General features: G+C 46.4%; 15 protein-coding genes. 4 read left to right on the top strand and 11 right to left on the bottom strand.

The window, feature by feature from the left end:
* Positions 1-128, top strand: a 128-nt coding sequence (locus tag GGQ95_RS16800; protein WP_183187189.1) for a transposase, incomplete at its 5' end; no start/stop codon positions are given.
* A 274-nt stretch (positions 129-402) separates the two neighbouring features.
* Here GGQ95_RS16800 and GGQ95_RS16795 read toward each other — a convergent pair.
* The 5 genes from GGQ95_RS16795 to GGQ95_RS16775 all read right to left on the bottom strand — a co-directional run bounded on the left by GGQ95_RS16795 (position 403) and on the right by GGQ95_RS16775 (position 6144).
* Positions 403-1553 (bottom strand): IS3 family transposase gene (locus GGQ95_RS16795; protein ID WP_221212146.1). Its coding sequence is split into 2 segments (ribosomal slippage): positions 403-1298 and positions 1298-1553, totalling 1152 coding nucleotides; the frame shifts between segments, so codons are not numbered across the junction.
* Positions 1554-2000: 447 nt separating this feature from the next.
* Positions 2001-2357 carry a hypothetical protein gene (locus GGQ95_RS16790; protein ID WP_244963780.1) on the bottom strand — a complete coding sequence of 119 codons (357 nt, stop codon included), beginning with the start codon at positions 2355-2357 and terminating at the stop codon, positions 2001-2003.
* Positions 2312-2611 (bottom strand): hypothetical protein, encoded by a 300-nt coding sequence (locus tag GGQ95_RS16785; RefSeq protein WP_183187188.1) that lies wholly within the window; start codon positions 2609-2611, stop codon positions 2312-2314. Before GGQ95_RS16785 ends, GGQ95_RS16790 begins: the two co-directional genes overlap by 46 nt.
* Before the next feature lie 14 nt (positions 2612-2625).
* A complete protein-coding gene (locus GGQ95_RS16780; RefSeq protein WP_183187187.1) occupies positions 2626-3135 on the bottom strand; it encodes a JAB domain-containing protein in 510 nt (169 codons plus the stop codon).
* Between the two features lie 183 nt (positions 3136-3318).
* The gene (locus GGQ95_RS16775) at positions 3319-6144 is read right to left on the bottom strand and encodes an S-layer homology domain-containing protein (RefSeq protein ID WP_183187186.1); all 2826 of its coding nucleotides are present in this window, start codon (positions 6142-6144) and stop codon (positions 3319-3321) included.
* Between the two features lie 429 nt (positions 6145-6573).
* On the opposite strand from GGQ95_RS16775, the gene GGQ95_RS16770 reads away from it, so the two are divergent.
* Positions 6574-7557 (top strand): C40 family peptidase, encoded by a 984-nt coding sequence (locus GGQ95_RS16770; protein ID WP_183187185.1) that lies wholly within the window; start codon positions 6574-6576, stop codon positions 7555-7557.
* Between the two features lie 91 nt (positions 7558-7648).
* On the opposite strand, the gene GGQ95_RS16765 is transcribed toward GGQ95_RS16770, so the two are convergent.
* The 3 genes from GGQ95_RS16765 to GGQ95_RS16755 form a co-directional block, all read right to left on the bottom strand.
* The gene (locus GGQ95_RS16765; RefSeq protein ID WP_159720513.1) at positions 7649-9109 is read right to left on the bottom strand and encodes an S-layer homology domain-containing protein; all 1461 of its coding nucleotides are present in this window, start codon (positions 9107-9109) and stop codon (positions 7649-7651) included.
* Positions 9110-9256: 147 nt separating this feature from the next.
* Entirely contained in the window at positions 9257-10876 is a 1620-nt protein-coding gene (locus GGQ95_RS16760; RefSeq protein ID WP_183187184.1) for an S-layer homology domain-containing protein, read from the bottom strand.
* A gap of 284 nt (positions 10877-11160) precedes the next feature.
* Positions 11161-14619, bottom strand: coding sequence for a S8 family peptidase (locus tag GGQ95_RS16755; protein WP_183187183.1), 3459 nt, complete (start codon positions 14617-14619; stop codon positions 11161-11163).
* A gap of 235 nt (positions 14620-14854) precedes the next feature.
* Here GGQ95_RS16755 and secA2 point away from each other — a divergent pair, with 235 nt between their 5' ends.
* On the top strand, positions 14855-17218 hold the full coding sequence (secA2, locus tag GGQ95_RS16750) for an accessory Sec system translocase SecA2 (protein WP_183187182.1): 2364 nt from the start codon (positions 14855-14857) through the stop codon (positions 17216-17218).
* A gap of 2 nt (positions 17219-17220) precedes the next feature.
* Positions 17221-18114, top strand: a complete 894-nt coding sequence (locus GGQ95_RS16745) for an accessory Sec system S-layer assembly protein (protein ID WP_044742437.1) — start codon at positions 17221-17223, stop codon at positions 18112-18114.
* A gap of 146 nt (positions 18115-18260) precedes the next feature.
* Here GGQ95_RS16745 and GGQ95_RS16740 read toward each other — a convergent pair whose 3' ends face one another.
* From GGQ95_RS16740 to GGQ95_RS16730, 3 genes are read right to left on the bottom strand one after another with little or no spacing between them, the layout of a single operon-like run.
* A complete protein-coding gene (locus GGQ95_RS16740; RefSeq protein WP_044742436.1) occupies positions 18261-19529 on the bottom strand; it encodes an oligosaccharide repeat unit polymerase in 1269 nt (422 codons plus the stop codon).
* Positions 19530-19543: 14 nt separating this feature from the next.
* Positions 19544-21067 carry a murein biosynthesis integral membrane protein MurJ gene (murJ, locus tag GGQ95_RS16735; protein WP_183187181.1) on the bottom strand — a complete coding sequence of 508 codons (1524 nt, stop codon included), beginning with the start codon at positions 21065-21067 and terminating at the stop codon, positions 19544-19546.
* Between the two features lie 10 nt (positions 21068-21077).
* Positions 21078-21785, bottom strand: coding sequence for a WecB/TagA/CpsF family glycosyltransferase (locus GGQ95_RS16730; protein ID WP_183187180.1), 708 nt, complete (start codon positions 21783-21785; stop codon positions 21078-21080).
* Between the last annotated feature and the right edge of the window lie 7 nt (positions 21786-21792).

Raw genomic sequence — 21792 nt, 5'->3', positions numbered from 1 at the left:
TTCTCTTCCCTTACACGAATGGATTTATTGAGGGAATAAACAACAAGATTAAAGTCATCAAACGAATGTCATATGGCATTCGGAACTTTAAGAGATTAAGAAATAAAGCTTTATGTTCACTCATCTAGTCAACTACAAAAAAAGGGGCCCTTCGATAAGTGTACCCCAACAATTGACATAGAGCCTTTTTTAATAGATGTAAACGCTTCCTTTGTTGTATTGAACGGAGAAAGATGAAAGATCTCTGTTTTAAAATGAGAGAAGAATCCCTCTATACAGGCATGATACAGCAAATACAACTACTGACGATACAACAAATGCTACTGTTTCTCTGTCCTTGGATAAGGGGACGAATGAATTTTGGACCTCTGTCAATAGATTGGACAGCCAGAATCGAGAAAATTACGCAATTTGACCGTACATTCGTTCGTATTGAAAAGGTGTAAGATACCCGATAGCGGAATGTACGCGTTTCCGGTTGTAGAAAAACTCGATGTATTCAAAAATCCGACTTTGGGCTTCCTTGCGGGTTCTGAACTTCTCCAGATAGACGAGTTCCTTTTTGAGCACGCTGTGGAACGATTCGATGCAGGCATTGTCATAGCAGTTGCCCTTGCGGCTCATGCTGCATTTCATCCCGTATTTCAAGAGCCGTTTTTGGTACTCATGAGATGCGTATTGGCTGCCGCGATCGGAATGATGCAGGACTTCGCCTTTCGGCCGTTGACGGTTGTAAGCCTGATCCAGAGCTTGCAGGACCAATTCCTTGGTCATTCGCTCATCGGCGTGCCAGCCTACGATTTTGCGCGTGTACAAGTCCATCACGCTCGCGACATAGAGCCATCCCTCGTCTGTCGGAACGTAAGTGATGTCCGCCATCCAGACTTGATTGGGAGCTTGTGCCCTGAACTGCTGGTTCAGCACATTGTCATGCACTGGCAGATTGTGGTTCGAGTTCGTCGTCGCCTTGTATGTCTTGACGGTGCGCGACTTAAGCCCCAGTTCCTTCATGATGCGGGCGACCGTTTTTTCGGATACCCGAACACCTTGCTGGCGCAAGACTTGAGCGATCTTCGGGCTGCCGTACAGGCGACGCGAGTCCACAAAGATACGGCTAATCTGTTGTTCCAGTTCTCGGCGACGTTTCTTTTGCTCGCTTTCCTGGCGCCTGGTCCATTGATAATAACCACTCCGGGATACGTTCAAAACCTTGCACATCTCCGATACCGGATACTTGGAGCGGTGTTTGTGGATAAACGCAAAGATCAGTTCCGGTCTTTTGCGAAGATGTGCATCGCCTTTTTTAAAATTTCGTTCTCCATCTCGAGTTGGCGGATTCGTTTCTGCATTTCGAGAAGGGTTTTTTCCTCGATTTTCAGGTTGCCGCTGCCGCGAAACGCATGGACCGGATCCTGTTTGAATTCGTTGATCCAGCGGTACAGAGTATTGTCGGATACGCCCAATTCTCGGGCGACCTGCGCCACCGGCTTCCCCTGTTCCTGAATCATTTTTACGGTTGGGATTTTGAACTCTTTGTCATATTTCTGACTCATCTTCGGACACCTCGATTTTGCTAGGTTTATTGTCGCATTCTCGATTCTCGGTGTCCACTATTTAGTCTAGCATCACATGTCCTTCAGCTTCTCCCGCAAGTACGATTGGAATCCTTTCACATCGTTCACATACGACTCGATAGTTTTGGGGGCTTTCCCCTCCGCAAAAAGCCATTTCTCAAACTTCTCTATATCCAAGCTCCATTCGCCTCCTAAAATGTAAAAAGGCTATTGATGTACGTGGTTATACATCAATAGCCTTCTACCAGTGATATGTTTTCACGATTGTCTCTCTCCTTCCTACTCACGACAGTTATATAATAATGTCGGGAGTTTTTTGACAATGAAAGCATAGCGGTTCCTTGACGTTCATCGAATCTGCCATGCATGGTTGAAATCCATTTAGTTTTGTCGTGAGATTGCCGAAAGAAATGTCGTGAGTCGGTCTCATTCCCGGCTGATTCGCTCCAGGTAGCGGATGTAGCTTTGCAGTAAGTTGCGGTCGTTACGGTCTGCAATCCGGCGCAGAGCGGCTTCGATTTCCCTTTGGCTAATCTCAATCTCCTCGTCCACCGCTTCCTCCAGCAGCTGCTGAACGAGCTCGTCCTCGCTAAGCATCTCCCCGTAGCCGTCCAATCCGTAGCTGTATTCCCGGTAGTACGGTACTCCGTCAATGATGATGCGATGGTATTTTGCCATTTTCCCTTCCCCTTTCATTTGGTCTAGCCGTGAGATTCTCGAACGAACATCCGCCAATCTCAGACATATATTTCGTAAGCGATTGGCTCCCCGTTCTTTATCCACACCTCGTACAATTTCTCCCCCGTTTCCTCATCTCTCACAAACCCCGCTATCCACTCGTTTCCGTTCCCATCGACATACGCTAGAGTCTCAAAAAGCAGCGGATTCGGCAGCTTTTCCAGATGCTCTTCAGGCACAAGATAGTTGTCCAGTTCTTCGTGATAGAATTCGTACGCTTCATAGCCCACCTCGTCAATGTTGACTGCTACGTTGAACGTTCTTTTCATTGTCCTTACAAACCAATTCATGTGTAACATCTTCTCGTCTCCTCTCAAATATATCCTTTTTCTTTCAGCGACAAATATCTGTCAGGGCAAACAATCAAATGGTCTAGCACATCAATGCCAACAATTCCCCCAGCCTCTACTAACCGTTTCGTTACCTCAATGTCTTCCCTCGACGGCTCACAATGACCGCTGGGATGATTATGGGCTACGATGATAGAAGCCGAGTTGGAGAGAATGGCAGCCTTCATCACCTCCCTCGGATGCACAATGCTAGCGTTCAGACTTCCAACATGGCAGACGTTGATGGCAGTCGGCTGGTTTTTCGTGTCAAGGCAGACAACGACAAACTTCTCACGGTCCGCTTCCACAAGAAACGGCTTCAGCAGCTTGTACGCATCTTCCGGAGATTTGATTTGCCGCTCCCTGTACAGCACACTCGACTCCCGAACGAGCTTCAAGCTGACAATATTGATGCGCTTGGCTGGCTGTTTGATGGACACCTCTCTTTCTAGCAACTCTAGCTGATGATGGTTGACGGTTTGGTACTTGCTCATCCTTTTCCCTCCTAAAATAGAAATAGCCCCAATTCCCCGAAAGGAATTGAGGCTTTGTGACTGTAAGTTCAAAATCATAATATATATTTGAAATCAAGCTTAATACAGATTTAGGCAAAAAGAAAAGCCCTGCAGAGATTTCTCTCTACAGAGCTTTTCGACGTACTTTGTATGTCTACTCAATTACTTAGCAACAGAAATTGAAGTAAAGTTAAGAGCATTTCCGTTTTCATCAGTTACATCTAAACCAGTGCCAGCTTTAAGAGTAATAGTTTTTGCATACTCATCTGCAGTTACAGGGTTTGCAAGTGTAATAATGAATGTTTTTCCAGTAGTATCTGAAGTATCCTCAGCAATTGAAGCACCTGTTTCAGATACATCCCCGATAACAACATCAAAATCACCAGTTGAACCTACAGCATTTACAGTAGATTCCTTAATGTTTTCACTGAATACTACTTTGATTTTATCAAGACCCACAAATTGAGCTGATGTCACAACTGGTTTTACGTTTTCAGTTAAAACTTCGGTAGTCACAACTGGGTCCATAACTACACCAGCAGCACTTGCTACATTTTTGATAGTTACAGTTCTTTCACCAGTTAAAGCTACAGAATTGTCTTCTAGAGTTAAACGTACAACCGCACCAGTTGAATCATTTTTAGTAAAGATTGCACTCTTCACTACAGCACCTTCAATTGTGTAGTTGTTAACATTTAGAGCAGATGCTGGGTCTAGCTGACGGTCAAATGATACTGTATAAGTATTATTGTCAATTTTTGTAATACCGTTAGTACCAGCAGTTGTTAATTTTGGCTTACCAGTATCTACGTTTGTAGTACGGTTGAATGTTACAGTTGTAGCTTTACTATCATTACCAGCTTCGTCTGTTACTAAACCAGCTGGAAGGTTCAATGTATAAGAACCTGAAGTTAATGTAGCTAAATCAAGGCGAACTGATTTAGATTTACCATTTACTGCATTGTGAAGTTCAAAGTTTACTCCGTTCCCACCATCTACAGTGTCAGTAGTGATTGCTGGACTTAATGGAGTTTCAACATAATCTTTTACAACTTTACCGTTAATAGCCTTAGCATCAACAACTGATACATTTTCGTTATAGTTTAATACAAGATACTCTTTTCCGTTGATTTTCTCAACTGAAGAACTAACTAGTTCTGGAGCTGTAGTATCTTTTTTGAACTCAACGATTTTGTTATAAGTATCTGCTGTGTTTCCACTTAAGTCAGAGAAATCAGCAGTTACAGTTGCAAGAGCAGAACTACTTCCAACAGGAACCAATGAGTTAGTTAATGTTACAGTGTAAACTAAACCAGTAGCATCCTTAGTAATTGTTCCTTGAACTTCTCCAGCACCAGGAGTTCCAGATACAACTGTGTTTCCGTTTACTTTGATAGTTGGGTTAGCAATCAATTTCTCACTAAACGTAATAGTGAAAGTTTTATCATTTACAGTTGAAATAGAAGTAACTGTTGGCTTCACAGTATCAGAAGTAGATTTCTTAACAGTCAATTCAACAGGGTTTGGAGAAATTAAGTTGCCATTAAAGTCTTTAGCACCAATAATTGTAACTTTATAATTTGTATCAGCTTTTACACTTGAAGAAGCTAGATTTACAGTTACACTCTTACCGTCAGCTGATAGACTACCGAATGTAATAGCAGAGTTATCTGCAGAGATAGTACCTAAGTCGCTTAATGGCTCAGAGAACGTAATAACAGCAGTTTGGTAATCAGAGTATGAAACTTCTGCTACTGTTGGACGTACAGAGTCAGCAGCTTTAACAATACCTGAATAAGCAGTAACAGCTTCATCAGTAATAGTTTTCACTGTATTTGGAACTGTAACAGCATATTCTCCATCAAATTTAGTAGTTGCAGTAATAGTTAATGTTTTGCCGTCTTCACTCAAAGCTGCTTTTGGTGAAGTTACAGGTGTAGCAGTACCAATAGCAGTAACAGTTGCGTTTACTAAGTTTCCGCTTCCATCAACAACTGTATCCTTTTTCACAGCTTTATTAAATTTAACAACAAGTTCTTTAGCGTTAATCGCACTTACACTCTCAACTTTAGGAGTTACAACAGGCACGTCAACTTTTGTTTTGTCAGTTGTTTGGCCTTTGTAAGAGATTGTGTAAGATTTACCTTCTTCTAAAGGAGTTTTTGTTTTGATCACAACAACTGTTGTTTTTGCTTCTTCAGCTGCTGCTGCTTTGATTGAAACAGAGTCGATTTCAACGTCTTCAATCGCGAAGTCTTCTTTCTTCACATCTTTCAATTCGCCGTTGAATGTCACTTCTAATGTGTTTTGGTCAACATATTGAACACCTTGGATGTCTTGTGCTGTTGTTTGAGAAGATGCATCCAACGCACGAACGACGAATGAAGCGAACGCTGCGCGAGTGACCGTTCCTTTTGGATTGTACTCTGTTACAACTGTTACGCCGTTTGCTTCTAATGTTTGGATGTAATCGCGAGCCCATTCGTCCGCTTTGTCTAGGTCCGTGATTTTAGATGTGAAGTCTGCTGGTTTTGTTAAGTCGAATGCTTCTACAAGCACTTTCGCCATTTGTTGGCGAGTGATTGTTTGATTTGGATTTAATTTGCCTTCGTTTCCAGTCATAACGCCTGCCGCTTTCACGATGGCAGCCGCTTCGACTAATTCTTGGTCTTTTGCGTCAACAGGAACATCGTCGAACGCTTTTTTGTCGGCTGGAACTTGGAAGCCGTTATCTTTCAAAATGCGAGCGAAAATTTTCGCTACTTGACCGCGTGTAACGCTGTTGTACGGTTTGAATGTGCCGTCTTCGTAGCCTTTGATGTATCCTTTTTCGACTAATTTCTCAATGTTTGCAGCATGAGAGTCGTTAGGGTTTACATCGCTGAAGGACGCAGCGCTTGCTACGACTGGGCCAACTGCTGTCGCTACTAACGCGGCAGACACAGAGCCAGCCAAAAATTTACGGTAAGACTTTGGTTGGTAAGCCATCTGTATTATTTCCTCCCTTGTTATAGTTGTTTCTATAATTATTTTAAACTAAATTTAAGAGACCGCTTTCTCTATGTTTCCCCAATACTCTTAAATTTAGTTACCAAACAATTACTAGTATAGTTTTTAATAAGCCATTTGTCAATGTGTTCCTATATTCCACACAAAAAATGGACAAATTTCTATCTCTCTAGCTAATATTCTACTAAAAATCTCATGTTATGCAAGGTTTTTTCATAAAAATTTGTCTTTTTCCCATCTCCACTTCTTTCCTCCCTTTCCAACACGATTACTTTATGACTTTTCACCCTGTTTCATGACTTAAAATTTGTTACAAAAATGTAAAGTCCGCAAAAAGCTGAATATGTTAGACTACCAATAGTGACAAAATTCGGAGAATTTTTTATGCATCAGGGGGGATATGTCGATATGCGACGGAAGTTGCTTTTGGCGATGCTCATGTGCGGGGGTGTTTGGTGGATGGGCCATTCTCCGGCGCACGCGGCGGTGAATTATGACAAAATTATTCCCGCCTCCAAGAAATACATCGGCGTTCCGTATCAATGGGGCGGCACGACGGCGAAAGGCTTCGATTGCTCCGGCTTTATCCGCCATGTGTACAGTTCGCTCGGCATTGACGTTCCACGAACGACGACGGAGATGTACCGCATGGGGACAAGCGTGAAGAAAAGCGATTTGCGCACCGGGGATCTCGTCTTTTTCAACACCAGCGGCAGCGGCGTGTCCCATGCAGGAATATACATAGGCGACGGCCAATTTATCCATTCCGCGTCCTCGAAAGGGGTTATGGTTTCCTCGGTGAATGATCCGTATTATTGGGGAAAACGATATGTCGGCGCCAAGCGGGTGCTCGCGTATCGCTTGCAGCCGGGACGGTTTCAAGACATTCCAAGCTCGTATTGGGCCTATGACGAAATTCGCACGCTTTCCGAGGACGGGCTGATCCTCGGGTATGAAAACAGCTACTTTAAGCCGAACGAACCGATCACCCGCGCGGAGGTCGCTTCGTACCTAGGGGAATATTTACAGCTCGACCTTTCGAACCGTTCCGCCATTTTCCGCGATGTGCCTTTGGAGCATTGGGCGGTCGGGGCGATTAACGCCATGCAGAAAAAAGGCTATATTACCGGCAGCGGCGGCAGCTTCCGTCCTGAAGAAACATTGACGCGCGCCCAGCTGGCGGCCATCTTGACAAGAGTATTTGACTTAAAGCAGCCGGCTGTCGATCAGTCCTTCACCGATGTCTCGCCCTCGTTTTGGGCTTATAAGGATATTCAGGCGCTCGCTGCTTCAGGCATTACGACCGGATATGAAGACGGCACGTTCCGTCCTGAAGATACCGTCACGCGCGCGCAGTTTGCCGTCTTCCTCTATCGCGCGGCTCACGAATAAGCGGCAAACGGCCGCATTGTTCTTTTCAAAAAGGCAGATGAGGCTGGGTCCAAACGTCATTTTTTCATGACCTTTGGACTCAGCCTCTTTTTCATTGTTCTTCCTTTTTGTCGAGCGTGCGCTTTAAAAATAAAGCAAATTGCCCTCGCGTGACGTTTTCATTCGGGCGGAAGGTGTCCACGACGGTAATGCCGTTATAAGCGAGCGTGTTAATATCATTGTAGTTCCAGAAATGGAGCGGCACATCTTTAAAGGCTTTCTGCGTTTTCGGCGCATCGTAATAAGCGCGATAGGCGCGAACTAAAATCGAAGCCATTTGCGCCCTTGTCAAATACTCGTTTGGTCGCAGCCTTCCGTCTTGGCCCATGAATCCATAGGCTTCGGCAATGACCATTTCTTTATAGCCAGGATCACTCGGCTTCATATCCTTCGCCTTTGGAACATAGCCTTTAGGAAGCTCCAAGCCTAGCTCATTGACGAGCATTTTTGCGGCATGGCGGCGAAGCAGCCGGTCATTTGGGCGAAAGGTCCCATCCTCATACCCGGTAATCACGTTCTTTAGATAAAGATAGGTCACAGCTGAGACGACCTCGCGATCCGATAGATCGGAAAAGATTTTCACATCGGCTTTCACTACATTCGAGGAAGCGACATAGCCGTCGATTCCATTGCCCTTTACGCGGTAAAAGACATAATGATTGGCCGGATTGGCCGCTGATTCATAAGGGCCGCCGACGATTTCAAGCGGCGTATAGTGAGGCGCTTTGAGAATAATCGGGCCATCGACTCCGTTGCGGATGTTGGAATACGATGCTTGGCTGTTCCATGTATATAGCTTGTCTCCCGCATGGTAATGCTGGGTTGTCTTCGTATCCAGCTGCGGCCAGTGATATTGTTTCACAGGAAAGTACATAATATCCGGCTGGTTTTCATCCGAATACTCGGCCTGAAAGCGGGGAATCCTTTTCACATCGACAAGACTATGGTCGCGAATCACATCAAACACCCGGTCTTGGTACGGTTTTTGATCATGCGGCAAGTTCGGGTCGTTGCGCTTCGATAAACCGTTATAGGCCATCACCGCAAAATACCAATTCTCGATTATATCCGGGTTTTGGTCATTGATTTTCGGAATTCGCGTGCCCGCCCAGTTCCATTTCTCCTTTAAAATTTGCGCGCCGATGTCGATATTGTATGCCGTGTCGTACAATAGCTTTTCTTTATCGATGTTTCTTGCCCGCATTTCCTCATCCGTTAATGTCACCTGCATGATGCCGATGCCGCCATCGCTTGTCACAATCGGGTTGCCGTTTTCGTCAAATTGCTTCATGCCCGTTTCGACATAAGCCATCGCCTTTAAAATTTCCCCCGGAATGCCATAGCGGTCCGCCGCTTCATGCAGACGCTGCTTGATTTCCGCCGTTGTCAGCTCCTTCACCGCATCAAGAGCGGCGGCCGGCTTCACCGGATCGCTGGACTCGGCATGGGCGGCTGCTTGCGGAACAAGCAAAAGGCTAAAAGCGGCGCCTATTTGGATGAACGCACGTTTCATTTCTATTTTCCTCCTCTTCGCGGTTTCATAGATTCATAGATCGCCAGCGCAACGGCTCGCCTATGCGCTTCAGCAACGTCTAAAATCAGATGTCTTTGCCCTACGGATGCCGGTTTTCCGTTCGTCTTTGCGCTGGGTGCATAGGGGCTACGGTGCAGGTCTTTTGTAGATGGTTCGTTTTAAAAATAGCGCCATTTGACCTCGTGTGACATACTCGTTCGGCCGGAATGGATTGGCGACGGTGATTTGATTATCGGCGAGTGTATTGATTTCCTGATAAGCCCAAAACGACGGAGCAACATCCGCAAAGGAATGGTTCGCCGCCGGCTTTTGATAGAGATTTTCATACGCGCGAACGAGCACAGCCGCCATTTGCGCCCTTGTCAAATACTCGTTTGGCCGCAGCCTTCCGTCTTGGCCCAATAGGCCGTAAGCTTCAGCGATCGCCATGTCTTCATAGCCGGCGTCGCCCGGCTTCATGTCGGTCGCCTTGGGCTGATAGCCTTCTGGAAGCTTGAGCCCCAGCTCCTTTACGATCATGCGCGCGGCATGGCGGCGAAGCAGTTTTTCATTTGGGCGAAAGGTTCCGTCAGGATAGCCGGTCACGATGCTTCGCTCATATAGGCGCTGCACCGCCTGCTTGAGTTCTTCATCCTCAAGATCCGGGAAAAGCGGACGGGTGCGGACCGCCGAGTCGATGCTGCCATAGCTGATTTTTAGCGTGGTCGAGCCGCGGTTGAATCCTTTTTGCGCATGTTGGACGGCGCGGAATAAAACGCTGTCGTTCCAGTTCTTTTCGAACAGCCAAGAAACATCATCACTCAGCTTTTGCGGGTCGTACCATTTTTCCGTCACCCCGCTGGAAAGCGTGTCTAAATAGACGGAAGCGTACTGGCCCTTTCCATCCTGCGCATTTATATAGGCGCTCGTTTTCGGGCTGTATAAATAAAGACGTAAATGATAGTACGAAGGATCCAATGTATCGGCTGCATATCCCGTTAATAAAAGAGAGAGAGGCGCTTGAACCGTGTAGTCGTTGCCCAATTGCTGATGCCAGTAGTTTTCCACTCCCGACAGCTCGAACGGAGTCGGCAGCGCCGGATTCATTTGCATATGTCCTTTTAGCGCAAGGTTGGAGCCGAATAGTTGCACATAATCCTCGGCTAAAATTTCAGGAAGCAGCCATTCATACGCTCCGTCGTCATCGGCATGGACAGACGGATAGCGGAACAGCTCGCGCGCAGCCGCGTATTTCGAGCGAAGCCAGGCATTTGGCTGCAGCTGCTCCTTATTAATCAAATAATAATAAGTAAAATGGTGGCCGTACTCATGGGATAGCGTGGTCGCCAGCTGCTCGACGGTCGTGAACTCATTGCCGCCGTATAGCTGAATGACGCGATTGGGCGAAAGCGACAGTTTCGTGCCGCTGATTTGATATTCGGCCAAATATTGGCCAAGCACATTGGCGCCCGCCGGATAATCAGGAAAAATCATCACTTTTCCAAGCAGGGACAGCTCAGGGCCGTGCTTATTCGCGAGCAATTCCGCTTCCAGCGCCTTCAACTGCGCCGTTGTGCGCCATTTGCTGCTGTAGCTTTCGATCGTTACGCCGCTGGCTCCTTTGTAGCGGGCAATCAGTGGATAGAAGTCTTCGTAGCTTTGGATTTGCGCTTTGTTCGTTAAATCAATCACATGGGCATCGGCTGTTTTTCCGCCGACAAGAAACATCGCAAAAAGTAAGAAAACCGCGACCGCATATTTACGCATTCTCTTTTTCTCCCTTATCTATATTTTCTATTTTTATAGTATCATAGATTGCCAGTAGAATGTGACCCATTGATTTCCTAGCCATGTAACGGTTAAACGTCAGCAAGCAAAATGAGCTTTCCTAGCCAGGACTTTCGAATGATGGCTGTTCGTCAGTCGAACAAAAAATAGGCGTTGGCGGACTTTTGTTTTAAAAATGCCTATCAGCCTGCGTCCACCAAACATCAACCGCTGTTGCGATTTCTAACAAAAACGCGCTGAATGAATCAGCGCGTTTTCATCGATTATTTTTGAGGGGAAATGGACAGTGTGTACGGCTGGGTATTCGGACGTGCGAACGAATCCTCCACCGCAAAATAATATTTTCCTTTTTTCAGCGTTACCGTTGCCACTTCGCTGTCGCCTTCGCCGTAATAATCGATTGTTTGCACAAGTCCGCCCTTTTCGTTATAGATGGAAATCATGCCATCGAATGTGCTGGATCCGTCTAATTTCAGCGTAAATGCGCCTTCCTTTGTCACGGTCAATGTGTAATAGTCCTTATCGCCATAATCGACACCCGCGTTTAAGTAGCCGGTTGCTTTATAGGCGCGGCCTTCCTTCTTGAAGCCGAGCGGCTTGGATGGCACGTTGTTTTTCACGACAGATCCGGCATCTTCATCTTTGGCTTGGAACGATTCGATGCCAAAGCGATACGATTGCAGTGACAAGCCGTCCCAAAGGATGCTGCTGGTAATAAAGAAGTAGCCCGTGTCTTTTTTCGCCTTAAACGAACCGTTCACATCGTACAGCGGGCTCCAGCCTGTCGGCCAAAAATCGATCGCTTTTCCTGCTTCACTTTCATCGATGTTCATATTGCCGTTAGTATCTTCCACCACTGTCACGTACGGAATTAATGTGCCGCGCAGCGCCGCTGGCAGGCTTTCCGCGTGATCCAGCTTGTTCGGGCGCGCAAAGAAAGAAAAGACTTCATCGGCTTTGCGATGTTTGTAATAGTAAATGTCCGTATCGTTCGGAAGGACAAAATTGCCGGTTACCGCTTTATTTGGCTGAACCACTGTTGCGCGGATCGGCTCGTTATTATTCTCATTGGCGTCTTTTGGCGCATCCATTTGTTTTTTCCCTGTAAATGTATATGGATCAGAAACCGGTTGGTAGCGGTCGTTGGCAATCGATAAATAATACTCCTTGCCTTTTTCTAGAACGGTTGTGAATTCCGACGTTTTTTGGCCGGTGAAATAGTCATAGCCGTAATACTCGGCAATCGGCAATAAATCATTTTGCTTCGCATCATATTCATAGATCGTCGCCCACGGAGCCATTCCGTCCGGCGTATGAAAAGTAAATTGATAAATTGCCGTTTCGTTCACGGCCACTTTATAAAAATCGCGATCATCACTGAATTGAATATATCCGGACTGCTGGCTGCCGAAATGGTAAGGAAGGGCTTGTTCTCTAATTTTTTGGATATCCTCTTTTTCAAAATAGCGCCATGTCCCATCTTCCACGATCATCAAGTCGGTCCGCTGCTTCGCATTTTGGCTGCGCTGCTGCTGGATCGCTGCTTCTTTGCCCTCTTGTGTCTCTCCCTTTTCTCCTGAATCGTCAAAGGATGGATAGCCGTCTTCATCGGCCGGCAGTTTGACTGTCTCCGCCGTTACATGATACGGGATCGCGGAAGCAGGCAGCCCGCCTCCTGTATTGGCGCTGCTCATTGGATCATAGAAATAAAAGTCATTGACAGGCTCACTGGAGGCTTCCAGCACAAATTCCATCCCCGGCTGCGCTTCAAACGTCAGCGTTTCTCCCTTTCCGCTTCCATTGTTGTTTGCCGCGACAATCGGCATAGGCGGCTCCTGTTTCGTTGCGTTCGTGGAGCGATTTAAATCATCCGCAAGGTAGACGCTTAGCTCCGAATCAACGCCTGGAACAGCGGAAAGCTGAAACTTCACAATGGTTGGTTCGGCAACCGTAAATTTGAAATAGTCTTTATCGGCTTCTTGGGCATTCTTGTCGGGAACAAACGTTAATGAACCGCTGTCAAATGGGAATTGGCTGATGTTGAACGGTTCTGTTTTGGTTGCTTCATCGCCCGGAAGCTGTGCGAGCTTTTGCAGTTTCAGCGTATAATTTGATTTTCCTTCCAAATTATAGTGGCCGTTGACATCCTTGACCCCAATGACAAGCGTGCCGTCCGTCTCAGCTGTGAAAAGCTTTCCTTCCGTTTCGCCAGCGCGGGTAGCATTGACGTTGATCGGCTTGTCCGATTGTTTTTTCCCTTCCGGATAGAAACGAAGAATGAGCTTATAATCGTAATCACTCGCTCCATCCAGAACGGATTGCACGCTTTCGCCCGCCTTCAGGCTGACTTTCACCCAATGAATTTCATCAGGCGTTGTAAAGCTGCCTTTTTTCGTTAACGGCTGAGCGCCCAATTGCAGCGGAGAAGCCTTCGCTAAAATCGTTTCATCCGTCCATTCTTGTTTGGTCGGCAAGTTTTTGATATTGTATTGCAGCGCGGCTACTGGATTCACGAGGCCGTTCGCGTATTTGAGATCATACCCCTTCGCTCCTAAGTCGGTCGCCGTCCGCTCCAAAATCGCTTCAACCTGATACGGCTTTAAGTTTGGATGTTTTGATAAAATAAGCGAGGCCACACCGGCAACAACCGGGGAAGCCATCGACGTTCCGCTTAACTCCGCGAAAGAAGCTCCTTTTGCCGGATCATAGATGGAGCTGTACACATCCACTCCAGGCGCGACGATGTCCACGGAAGGACCGTAGTTTGAAAAGTCCGCCAACTGTTTTTTGCTGTCTGATGCACCGACGCTGATCACCCCTTCGTAAGCGGCAGGAATGGAATATAGATCGGTTGCGTCGTTTCCTGCGGCGGCAACGACCGTTACGCCGGCAGCGATCGCTTTTTCCACCGCTTCTTCGAGAATCGGTGAACTAAAATAGCCGCCAAGGCTCATATTAATGACTTTTGCGCCTTTTTCGATCGCGTATAAAATTCCTTGGGCGATCGTATAGTCGCTCGCTCCTGAACCGCCATTGAATACATCAATCGGCAAAATTTTCACATTTGGATTGATGCCATGCGCACCGATGCCATTGTTCGCGGCCGCGCCAATAATGCCCGCTACGTGTGTTCCATGGGTGTCTTTCACGCCAGGACTTGCCGGATTGACTGCGTTATAGGATGGAAGCAGCTGCGCTTGTAAATCCGGATGCTTCATATCCATTCCTGTATCAATGACAGCGACGGTTACGCTATTTTTTCCGGCAAGCTCGAGCGCTTTATCGATTTGCAGCAAAGAGAGCGGGTACATTTTTTCATTTTTCGGATCGTTTGTTCCAAGCTTTTGATATGTAAAGCTCGGCGTTACGCTTGCCACCGCCTTAAGCTGGGCATAGTTTCTCGCCACTTCCTGCAGCGCCTTTCCTTTTTGCACGGTCACCACATCATAGCCAAGCACTGGAAATGACTTTTTCACATTCGCGCCTAGGCTGCGGTGAACACTCGCAGGGATTTTTTCTTTGTACTTGACGATGAGCGTATCCGTGCTGATTTGTTTTTGTGCTTGTTCTAGCTGCTTGTAAGCCAGCGGCGCTTTCAACACATGGCGCGGCTGCTTTTTCCATTGCTCAAGCGGCGGTGTTGCGGCCGCTTGGGCAAAGCTCGGCAGGACGACCATCGAGGCTAGTCCAACCGAAAGTGCGGTTTTTGTCCATTTTTTCATTAGCATTTCCCCCCTGGAAATTCTCTTCTTTTCTCGTAAAAAAAGAAGCTACGTTTCTATAGACGATCGGATCAAAGAAAAAGTTTCATAGTTTGAAAAATTTATCCTGATAATTACATTATAATCCATATAAGAGAAAAAGGAAGAAATATTTTCCGCGCAGGTGAAACCAAAAACGAACGATGCTATACTGTATGAAGAGACTATTCGACAAGCTTGGAGGAGACTTGCAAATATGTTGTCTTATATTAAACGATTGGTCAATCACGATGAACGGAGACTGAAAAGCTATCAGCAAATCGTCTCTCGCATTAACGAACTGGAACACGAGATTTCTCGTTTATCTGATGAAGAATTAAAAGCCAAAACGCCTTATTTTAAGCAATTGCTGCAGGATGGCAAAACGGTGTTTGACATTCAAGCGGAAGCGTTTGCGGTCGTGCGCGAGGCTGCCAAACGCGTGCTGGGTATGCGCCATTTTGATGTACAGCTGATCGGCGGTTTAGTGCTTGCGGAAGGAAACATCGCCGAAATGCCGACTGGTGAAGGAAAAACGCTGGTCGCTTCATTGCCAAGCTATTTGCGCGCACTGGAAGGAAAGGGCGTGCATGTAATTACGGTGAACGAATATTTGGCGAAGCGCGACCGCGAGCTGATCGGCCAAATTCATGAATTTTTAGGGCTTTCGGTCGGATTGAATCTGCCGATGATGGATGGGGAAGAAAAGAAAAAAGCCTATCGCGCCGATATTACATACGGAATCGGCAGCGAGTTCGGTTTCGATTATTTGCGCGATAATATGGTCTACGATGTGTCACAGCGGGTGCAGCGTCCCTTTCATTACGCGATTATTGATGAAATCGACAGCGTGCTGATCGACGAAGCGAAGACTCCTCTTATCATCGCCGGCAAAACGGAGACGAGCTCGCAATTAAGCTATTTATGCGCGCGCATCGTGAAATCGTTGGAACGAGATGTCGATTACTATTTCGACGAAGAAACGAAGGCGACGAATTTAACCGAAGAAGGCATTGCCAAAATTGAACGAGGATTCGGCATCGACAATCTTTACGATTTGCAGCATCAAACGCTGTATCATTATATCATTCAGGCGCTCAGGGCCCATGTCCTGTTCCACCGCGACATCGACTATATCGTCAAGGATGGAAAAATCCTTTTGATCGATATGTTCACCGGACGGCCAATGGAAGGACGCAGCTTAAGCAATGGATTGCATCAGGCGATCGAAGCGAAGGAAGGACTGGAGCTCACGGAAGAAAATAAAACGCAAGCATCAATCACGATCCAAAATTATTTCCGACTTTACCCGGTTTTATCCGGCATGACGGGAACAGCCAAAACGGAAGAAAAAGAATTCCAAACGTTATACGGCATGGACGTCGTGCAAATTCCGACGAATAAACCGGTTATCCGCGTCGATGAACCGGATCGCGTCTTTATGACCATCGAGCAAAAATATACCGCCGTCGCCAAAGAGGTGAAGCGCGTTCACGAAACCGGACAGCCGGTTTTGATTGGGACGACTTCTATTTTGCAGTCGGAAAAAGTAGCGGAATATTTGCGAAAGGAACATTTGCCGTTTCAATTGTTAAATGCGAAAACGATTGAGCAGGAAGTGCAAATGATTTCATTGGCCGGACAGAAAGGGCAAATTACGATTGCGACGAATATGGCCGGGCGCGGAACGGATATTATGCTGGGAGAAGGGGTCGCGGAATTGGGTGGCTTGTTCGTGCTCGGAACGGAGCGGCATGAGTCGCGGCGCATTGACAACCAGCTGAAAGGGCGGGCTGGGCGCCAGGGCGATCCGGGACGGTCACAATTTTTCATTTCTCTTGAGGATGACATGTTCCGCCGGTTTGCCAAAGAAGAGGTCGAAAAGCTACAGAAGAAGCTGAAAACGGACGAACACGGCCTGATTCTCGACAAGGATATTCATGCGTTTGTCGATCGCGTGCAACGCATTTGTGAGGGCAGCAGCTTCTCCATTCGCGAATACAATCTCAAGCTTGATGATGTGTTGAACGATCAGCGCAGCACGATCTATACGTTGCGAAATCAAGTGCTGGAAACAGAGGATTCGCTCTCGATTGCCGTCCGTATGCTTCGCTCCTATATTCCATATGAAATTGAACAAATGTGTCCAATGGAAGTCGATCCAGAGGAGTGGAACATGCAACGGCTAGCGGCGCAGCTGCGGGAGCTCATTCCGACATCTCAGCTGCAATGGAACGCTCCTGCTGATGATGTGGAAGAAGTGAAACAAACCGCTAACGAAGCAGCGGAAGCCTATATTGAAACACTTCAGCTGTTTGAAAGTGAGCGCGGGCTGCACCAGCAATTGAAGCCGTTCCTTCTTTCCACGATTGACCATCATTGGCTCAACCATCTCGACGCGATGGAGCGTCTGAAAGAGGGCATTGGGCTGCGCTATTATAGCCAAGAGGATCCGATTCGCCAGTTTCAACGGGAAGGATATGAATTATTTGTGCATATGTATCGGCAAATTGAGCGTGATGCTTGCCGCCAGCTGGCTTACTATGTGTCTGATAAAATCCAAACAAACGGAGGACAATAAACATGCTGTCATTTTTTCGAAAGGGAAAATCTAAACAAGACGGATTAGATACGGTCGTCGATTCCAGCGAGCTGTTCGACACCGACGAAACCTCTTCGGCCGACCAAGACATTCATCCGCAGCTTTCCATTCATCCATCCTGGTCGATCAGTGCCGAAGAGCGCTATTATTATCAATTTTTAAACAATGAACAGCAGCCGCTCAAGGAAAACCAGATTTCCCTGTCCGGCATTGAATTAAAGCAGACGGAAAAAGGATATGTCGTTACCGCGTTTGTGCGCAGCAGCTTGGCAAAAGCCATCTCCTTTTCCGACACTACGCTGCTCTTGATCGGACCGAACGGGGAAATGCTGGCGCGCAAAACCTTTCCGCTCGCGGAGCTGGGCGAGCTGCCGCCGCATAGCAGCCGGCCTTGGAAATTCTTTTTCGAGCGCGAGACGCTGCGGGTAGCCGAACTGCCGGCGGTCGACTGGAAAATCGCCTTCGAACTGCGCAAACCAACCGCCCACTCTCTTGATTTATCGGAGAGCTGGGAGAAAAGCTTGGCTGATGAGGATAAAGAAAAACTGCGAACGCTCGTCCAGTCGATTCAACCGCCAAAGCCGGGAGAGATCAATTTCATGGGTCTGCAAATTCAACAGGCTGAAAACGGTGATATCCATGCAACGCTGCTCATTCGCAACGGCAGCGATAAAAACATCCGAATCCAGCAGCTGCCATTGCAAGTGGAAGATGCGGCAGGAGATCTTGTCGCCCAAGGAGCGTTTACGCTCCAAGAGTTTGAAGTAAAAGCCAATACAAGCAAGCCGTGGACCTTTATTTTTCCTAAGGCGCTTGTCGTCAAGGAAAATCCGGATTTCCGCGCATGGAAGGTCATCGTTCCTTCCGGCCAATAAACGCAGAAAAAAACCACCTAAAAAGCAGGTGGTTTTTTTTCTGAGGCTACCAACCGAGGTCCTTGCATTATATTGCTACAGAAGGAAATAATATATTTCTTTCAAGTATATTTTACCATCGGTAGTTTTATATAACAATTGTTTTTTCAAATGTTTTGTTTTCTTTCGATTCCACCGGACACAAGCGCATAGCCAATCATTAGTAAAAACACTAAATCAAGCAAGCCTGTATGGATGGAAATCATAAAAATCGTCGTGATGAACGCATACGGAATAATGGAATACGACTTAAATCCAGACTGCTTCATTTGATTGTACAGCATGGATAAAATGATTCCATATAGCGCAAATCCGATGATAATCGCGATATAACCGCCTTCCACATAAAACTGTCCAAGCAAGGTCGGCGTCGTGGTGCGCCCAGGACGGGTGACATATTTTCCTGTTTCCACTGTAATCGAATTGACCATTTCCGTAATTTCCATGCGCGGAGACAGCTGCTCTCCCGGCAAAATGGTCGAGAAAATGCCTTTATGGAGCTTGCCGTATAAATAGCCATGCTCATCTGTATATTCCATTAATTTGCTTAATACAATTTTCCCGGTGACGCTGGCTTCCGTTAATCCGCGCACCCACTTAGGCGTTTCATTGATCTTGCGGACAAGCATTAAATCGCGGTTCATTTCTTTCTCGCTTAATTCCACATCCGGCCCTTCATGCGTATTAAATTGCTTCGTCTGATCTTCTGTCACCATGCGGAAAAAGCCGAAAAGCGACAAGGCAAGCCCGACGACAAATAAAAAAGCCAGCAGCCAAGAGATCTTAATTCGTTTGATCGTATAGTGGATAACGATTAAACATGTAAAGCAAATGATCGCAATCGGTGTGCGATACCCCATCAGCACCAATAGACAAAGAATCAAAAACAGCACGAACGCATAAATCTGCTTTCGTCTGCGCGTCAGTTCTTTTTCTTTGACAACGCGGTCACAAATTAAAAACAACACCGCGAACCATAAGAAAGAGCTTAAAAAGTTCAGCTTCGGATCTAAGTGGCGGCGGACCGACTCATCAGCGATCCCCACTTGGCCGGTAAACAACATAATCATATAGCTGACAAGCCCGATCAATCCGAGCACATACAAGAAGTAAGTCGTTTTTCCCCGCAGAAATTTCAAGCCGAAGGAAGGGAACGACCAGTTTCGCCTCTGCACGAAATAGACGGCGGCTAAATAAGACGCCAGTCCGACTAAAATGGGCCATAGAACATTTTTTTTCACTTCAAAATACTCTATTTTCCCAAAATCAAATAAACTAACAAAAAAATACAAGATTAAGATAAACGGAAAGAAAAAATAAGGAGAAAACGTATCAATCTTGTTATTCCAATTCTGCAATATTCCTAAACGCTTCATAACGAATTCAGTTTCTACGAATCAGAAACTTGTTTAATCCTCCCTTTCGCTACAATTTCCTTAAATGATTCCACTCGGAAGAGCCAAGCCGCCAGAAAATAAATGACCGCTCCAAGTATAATCATGATGACTAAATACGGAACAACGGAAAGGTGATCCGCATGGAGGCCATGCTTAACAAAGAGAAGAACCGCGCACATCACAAGCGTACTTATCGTGATCTTCGCGTATTCTTTGCCAATGACGCTCAGGCTAAACCCTCCGGCTAGCTTGTACAAAGTCGTAAACGTAATGGCAGAATACACAAATCCGACCAGAGAGGTCGATAAAGCCAATCCGATCGCTCCGATCACATTCGATAAAATCGCGTTAAAAATCGCATTGGCGATGATGGATACCACGCCGGCCCGCAGGATGTAATGGCCCTTTTCAAGCGTATAAAATCCTTTGGCAATGACGGCTTGGATGCTATAAAACAGCACCGATCCCGTGAAAAAGATCGCATATTCGCTTGTCTGGGCGGTCGCAGCGGCGGTAAATGCTCCCCGTTCATAGACGACCTGCACCAATTCCCTCATCAGCACAATCATTCCAGCAATGGTCGGAGCAAGCAGCAAAAACATATAGTTCAGCCCTTTTTCAATTCCCGTTCGAAACAGCTGCATGTCCTCTTTTACTTTCGCTTCCGCAAGCAATGGGAAGACGAGCGTGGCAATGGTCACGCCAAAAATCGCCTGTGGAATATTCACAAGCCGGAACGCATAGTTTAAGTTAGAAACAACCCCTTCTCCAAGTCTTGCGGAAAATAGCGTGTCGATAAATAAATTAATCTGGCCGACAGCGATCGTCAGGCCGATTGGCAAAAATACCTTATAGAAGGAAAAGATTTCCCGCCAATCCGCCGGCTGACTCCACATTAAAAAACGGCGCGGCCTTAAGTACACCAATTTGATGATGAACGAAAGCACGGTGCCGACAAAATAGCCCAACGGAACGGAATAAATCCCCATTTGCCGATACAATAAAATGGCTCCACCAATCGTGCATAATACGACAACCGTTTGTGAAAAGGTTGAAAACGAAAACTTCTTTTGTGAATCAAAATAGCCTTCATAGACCGCATTCACACCGACAAGCGCTACCGATAGAAAGTAAATGACAGCTGTCCAAACGGCAATCTCCGCCCCATGTCCTGTAAAGCTTGGGTAAAGCCAGCGAATAAGGAGCGGTGAAAGAACCGCTCCGCATACAGCGATCACCGAAGAAATCCAAAAGGTCCCTTTGACGACATTCGTTAAATGAGAAAAGCCTTTTCCTAGCTTTTCGTATTTATAATAACTAGGCAAAAAGGCATCCTTCATTCCTGTCAACATAAACAAAATAATGGCATTAGGGATCGTCATGGCGGCAATATACGCGTCGACGACATAGGAATCGCCGAATAAATGAGCGATGGCGATATCGCGCAGCATGCTCGAAAATTTCAAAAAAAACGTAGACAGTAAAAACAAGATGCTCGCTACTCGTAACTTTGACATACAATCCCTTCTACTCTCTAATGGCTTTAATTAGAAATTTCGGAAGGACAAGCTGTCGTTTCCAACGCCAAGGCTCCTTCACCAGACGATAGAACCATTCCATTCCTAATTTTTGGAACAGTAACGGAGCCCTTTTCAAACGGCCCGATACGACATCAAACGATCCGCCCACCCCTTGGTACACTTTAGGGGCGAGCGAATCCATATGCTTCACAATCCAGTATTCCTGCGCCGGGCTCCCCAACGCTACAAATAAAATATCTGGATTGGACGCATTAATCGCGTTGACAATCACATTTTCGTCCTTTTCGTATCCGTGCATCGTGCCGACAATTTGAATGCCAGGAAACCGCTCCTCCAGCTTTTTCTTCGCCTCATCAGCCACCCCAGGTTTGGCGCCATATAAAAAGACCTTTTTCCCATGGAGGGCGGCTTCTTTACAAAGGCGCATCATCATATCAATACCTGTGACACGGGAGCGGATTTTCCCTCCTTTCATCATCGAGGCTAAAATCACACCAATGCCATCAGGAATTTGATAGGTCGCCTTATTCAAAAGGTCGCGAAGCTCCATGTCTTCTTGCGCCTTCATAATTTTTTCCGGATTAATCGCCACAATAAAAGACTTGCGGTTATGGTTTATATCATCTAACAGCTTCGCAGCCAGCTGATCATACGTATCTGTACAAACATCAATCCCTAAAAACTTTTCTTTCATATTGTAA

Source organism: Anoxybacteroides rupiense (genome assembly GCF_014196195.1).
Lineage (GTDB): Bacteria > Bacillota > Bacilli > Bacillales > Anoxybacillaceae > Anoxybacteroides > Anoxybacteroides rupiense.
This window is presented reverse-complemented; position numbering and strand designations above follow the sequence as displayed.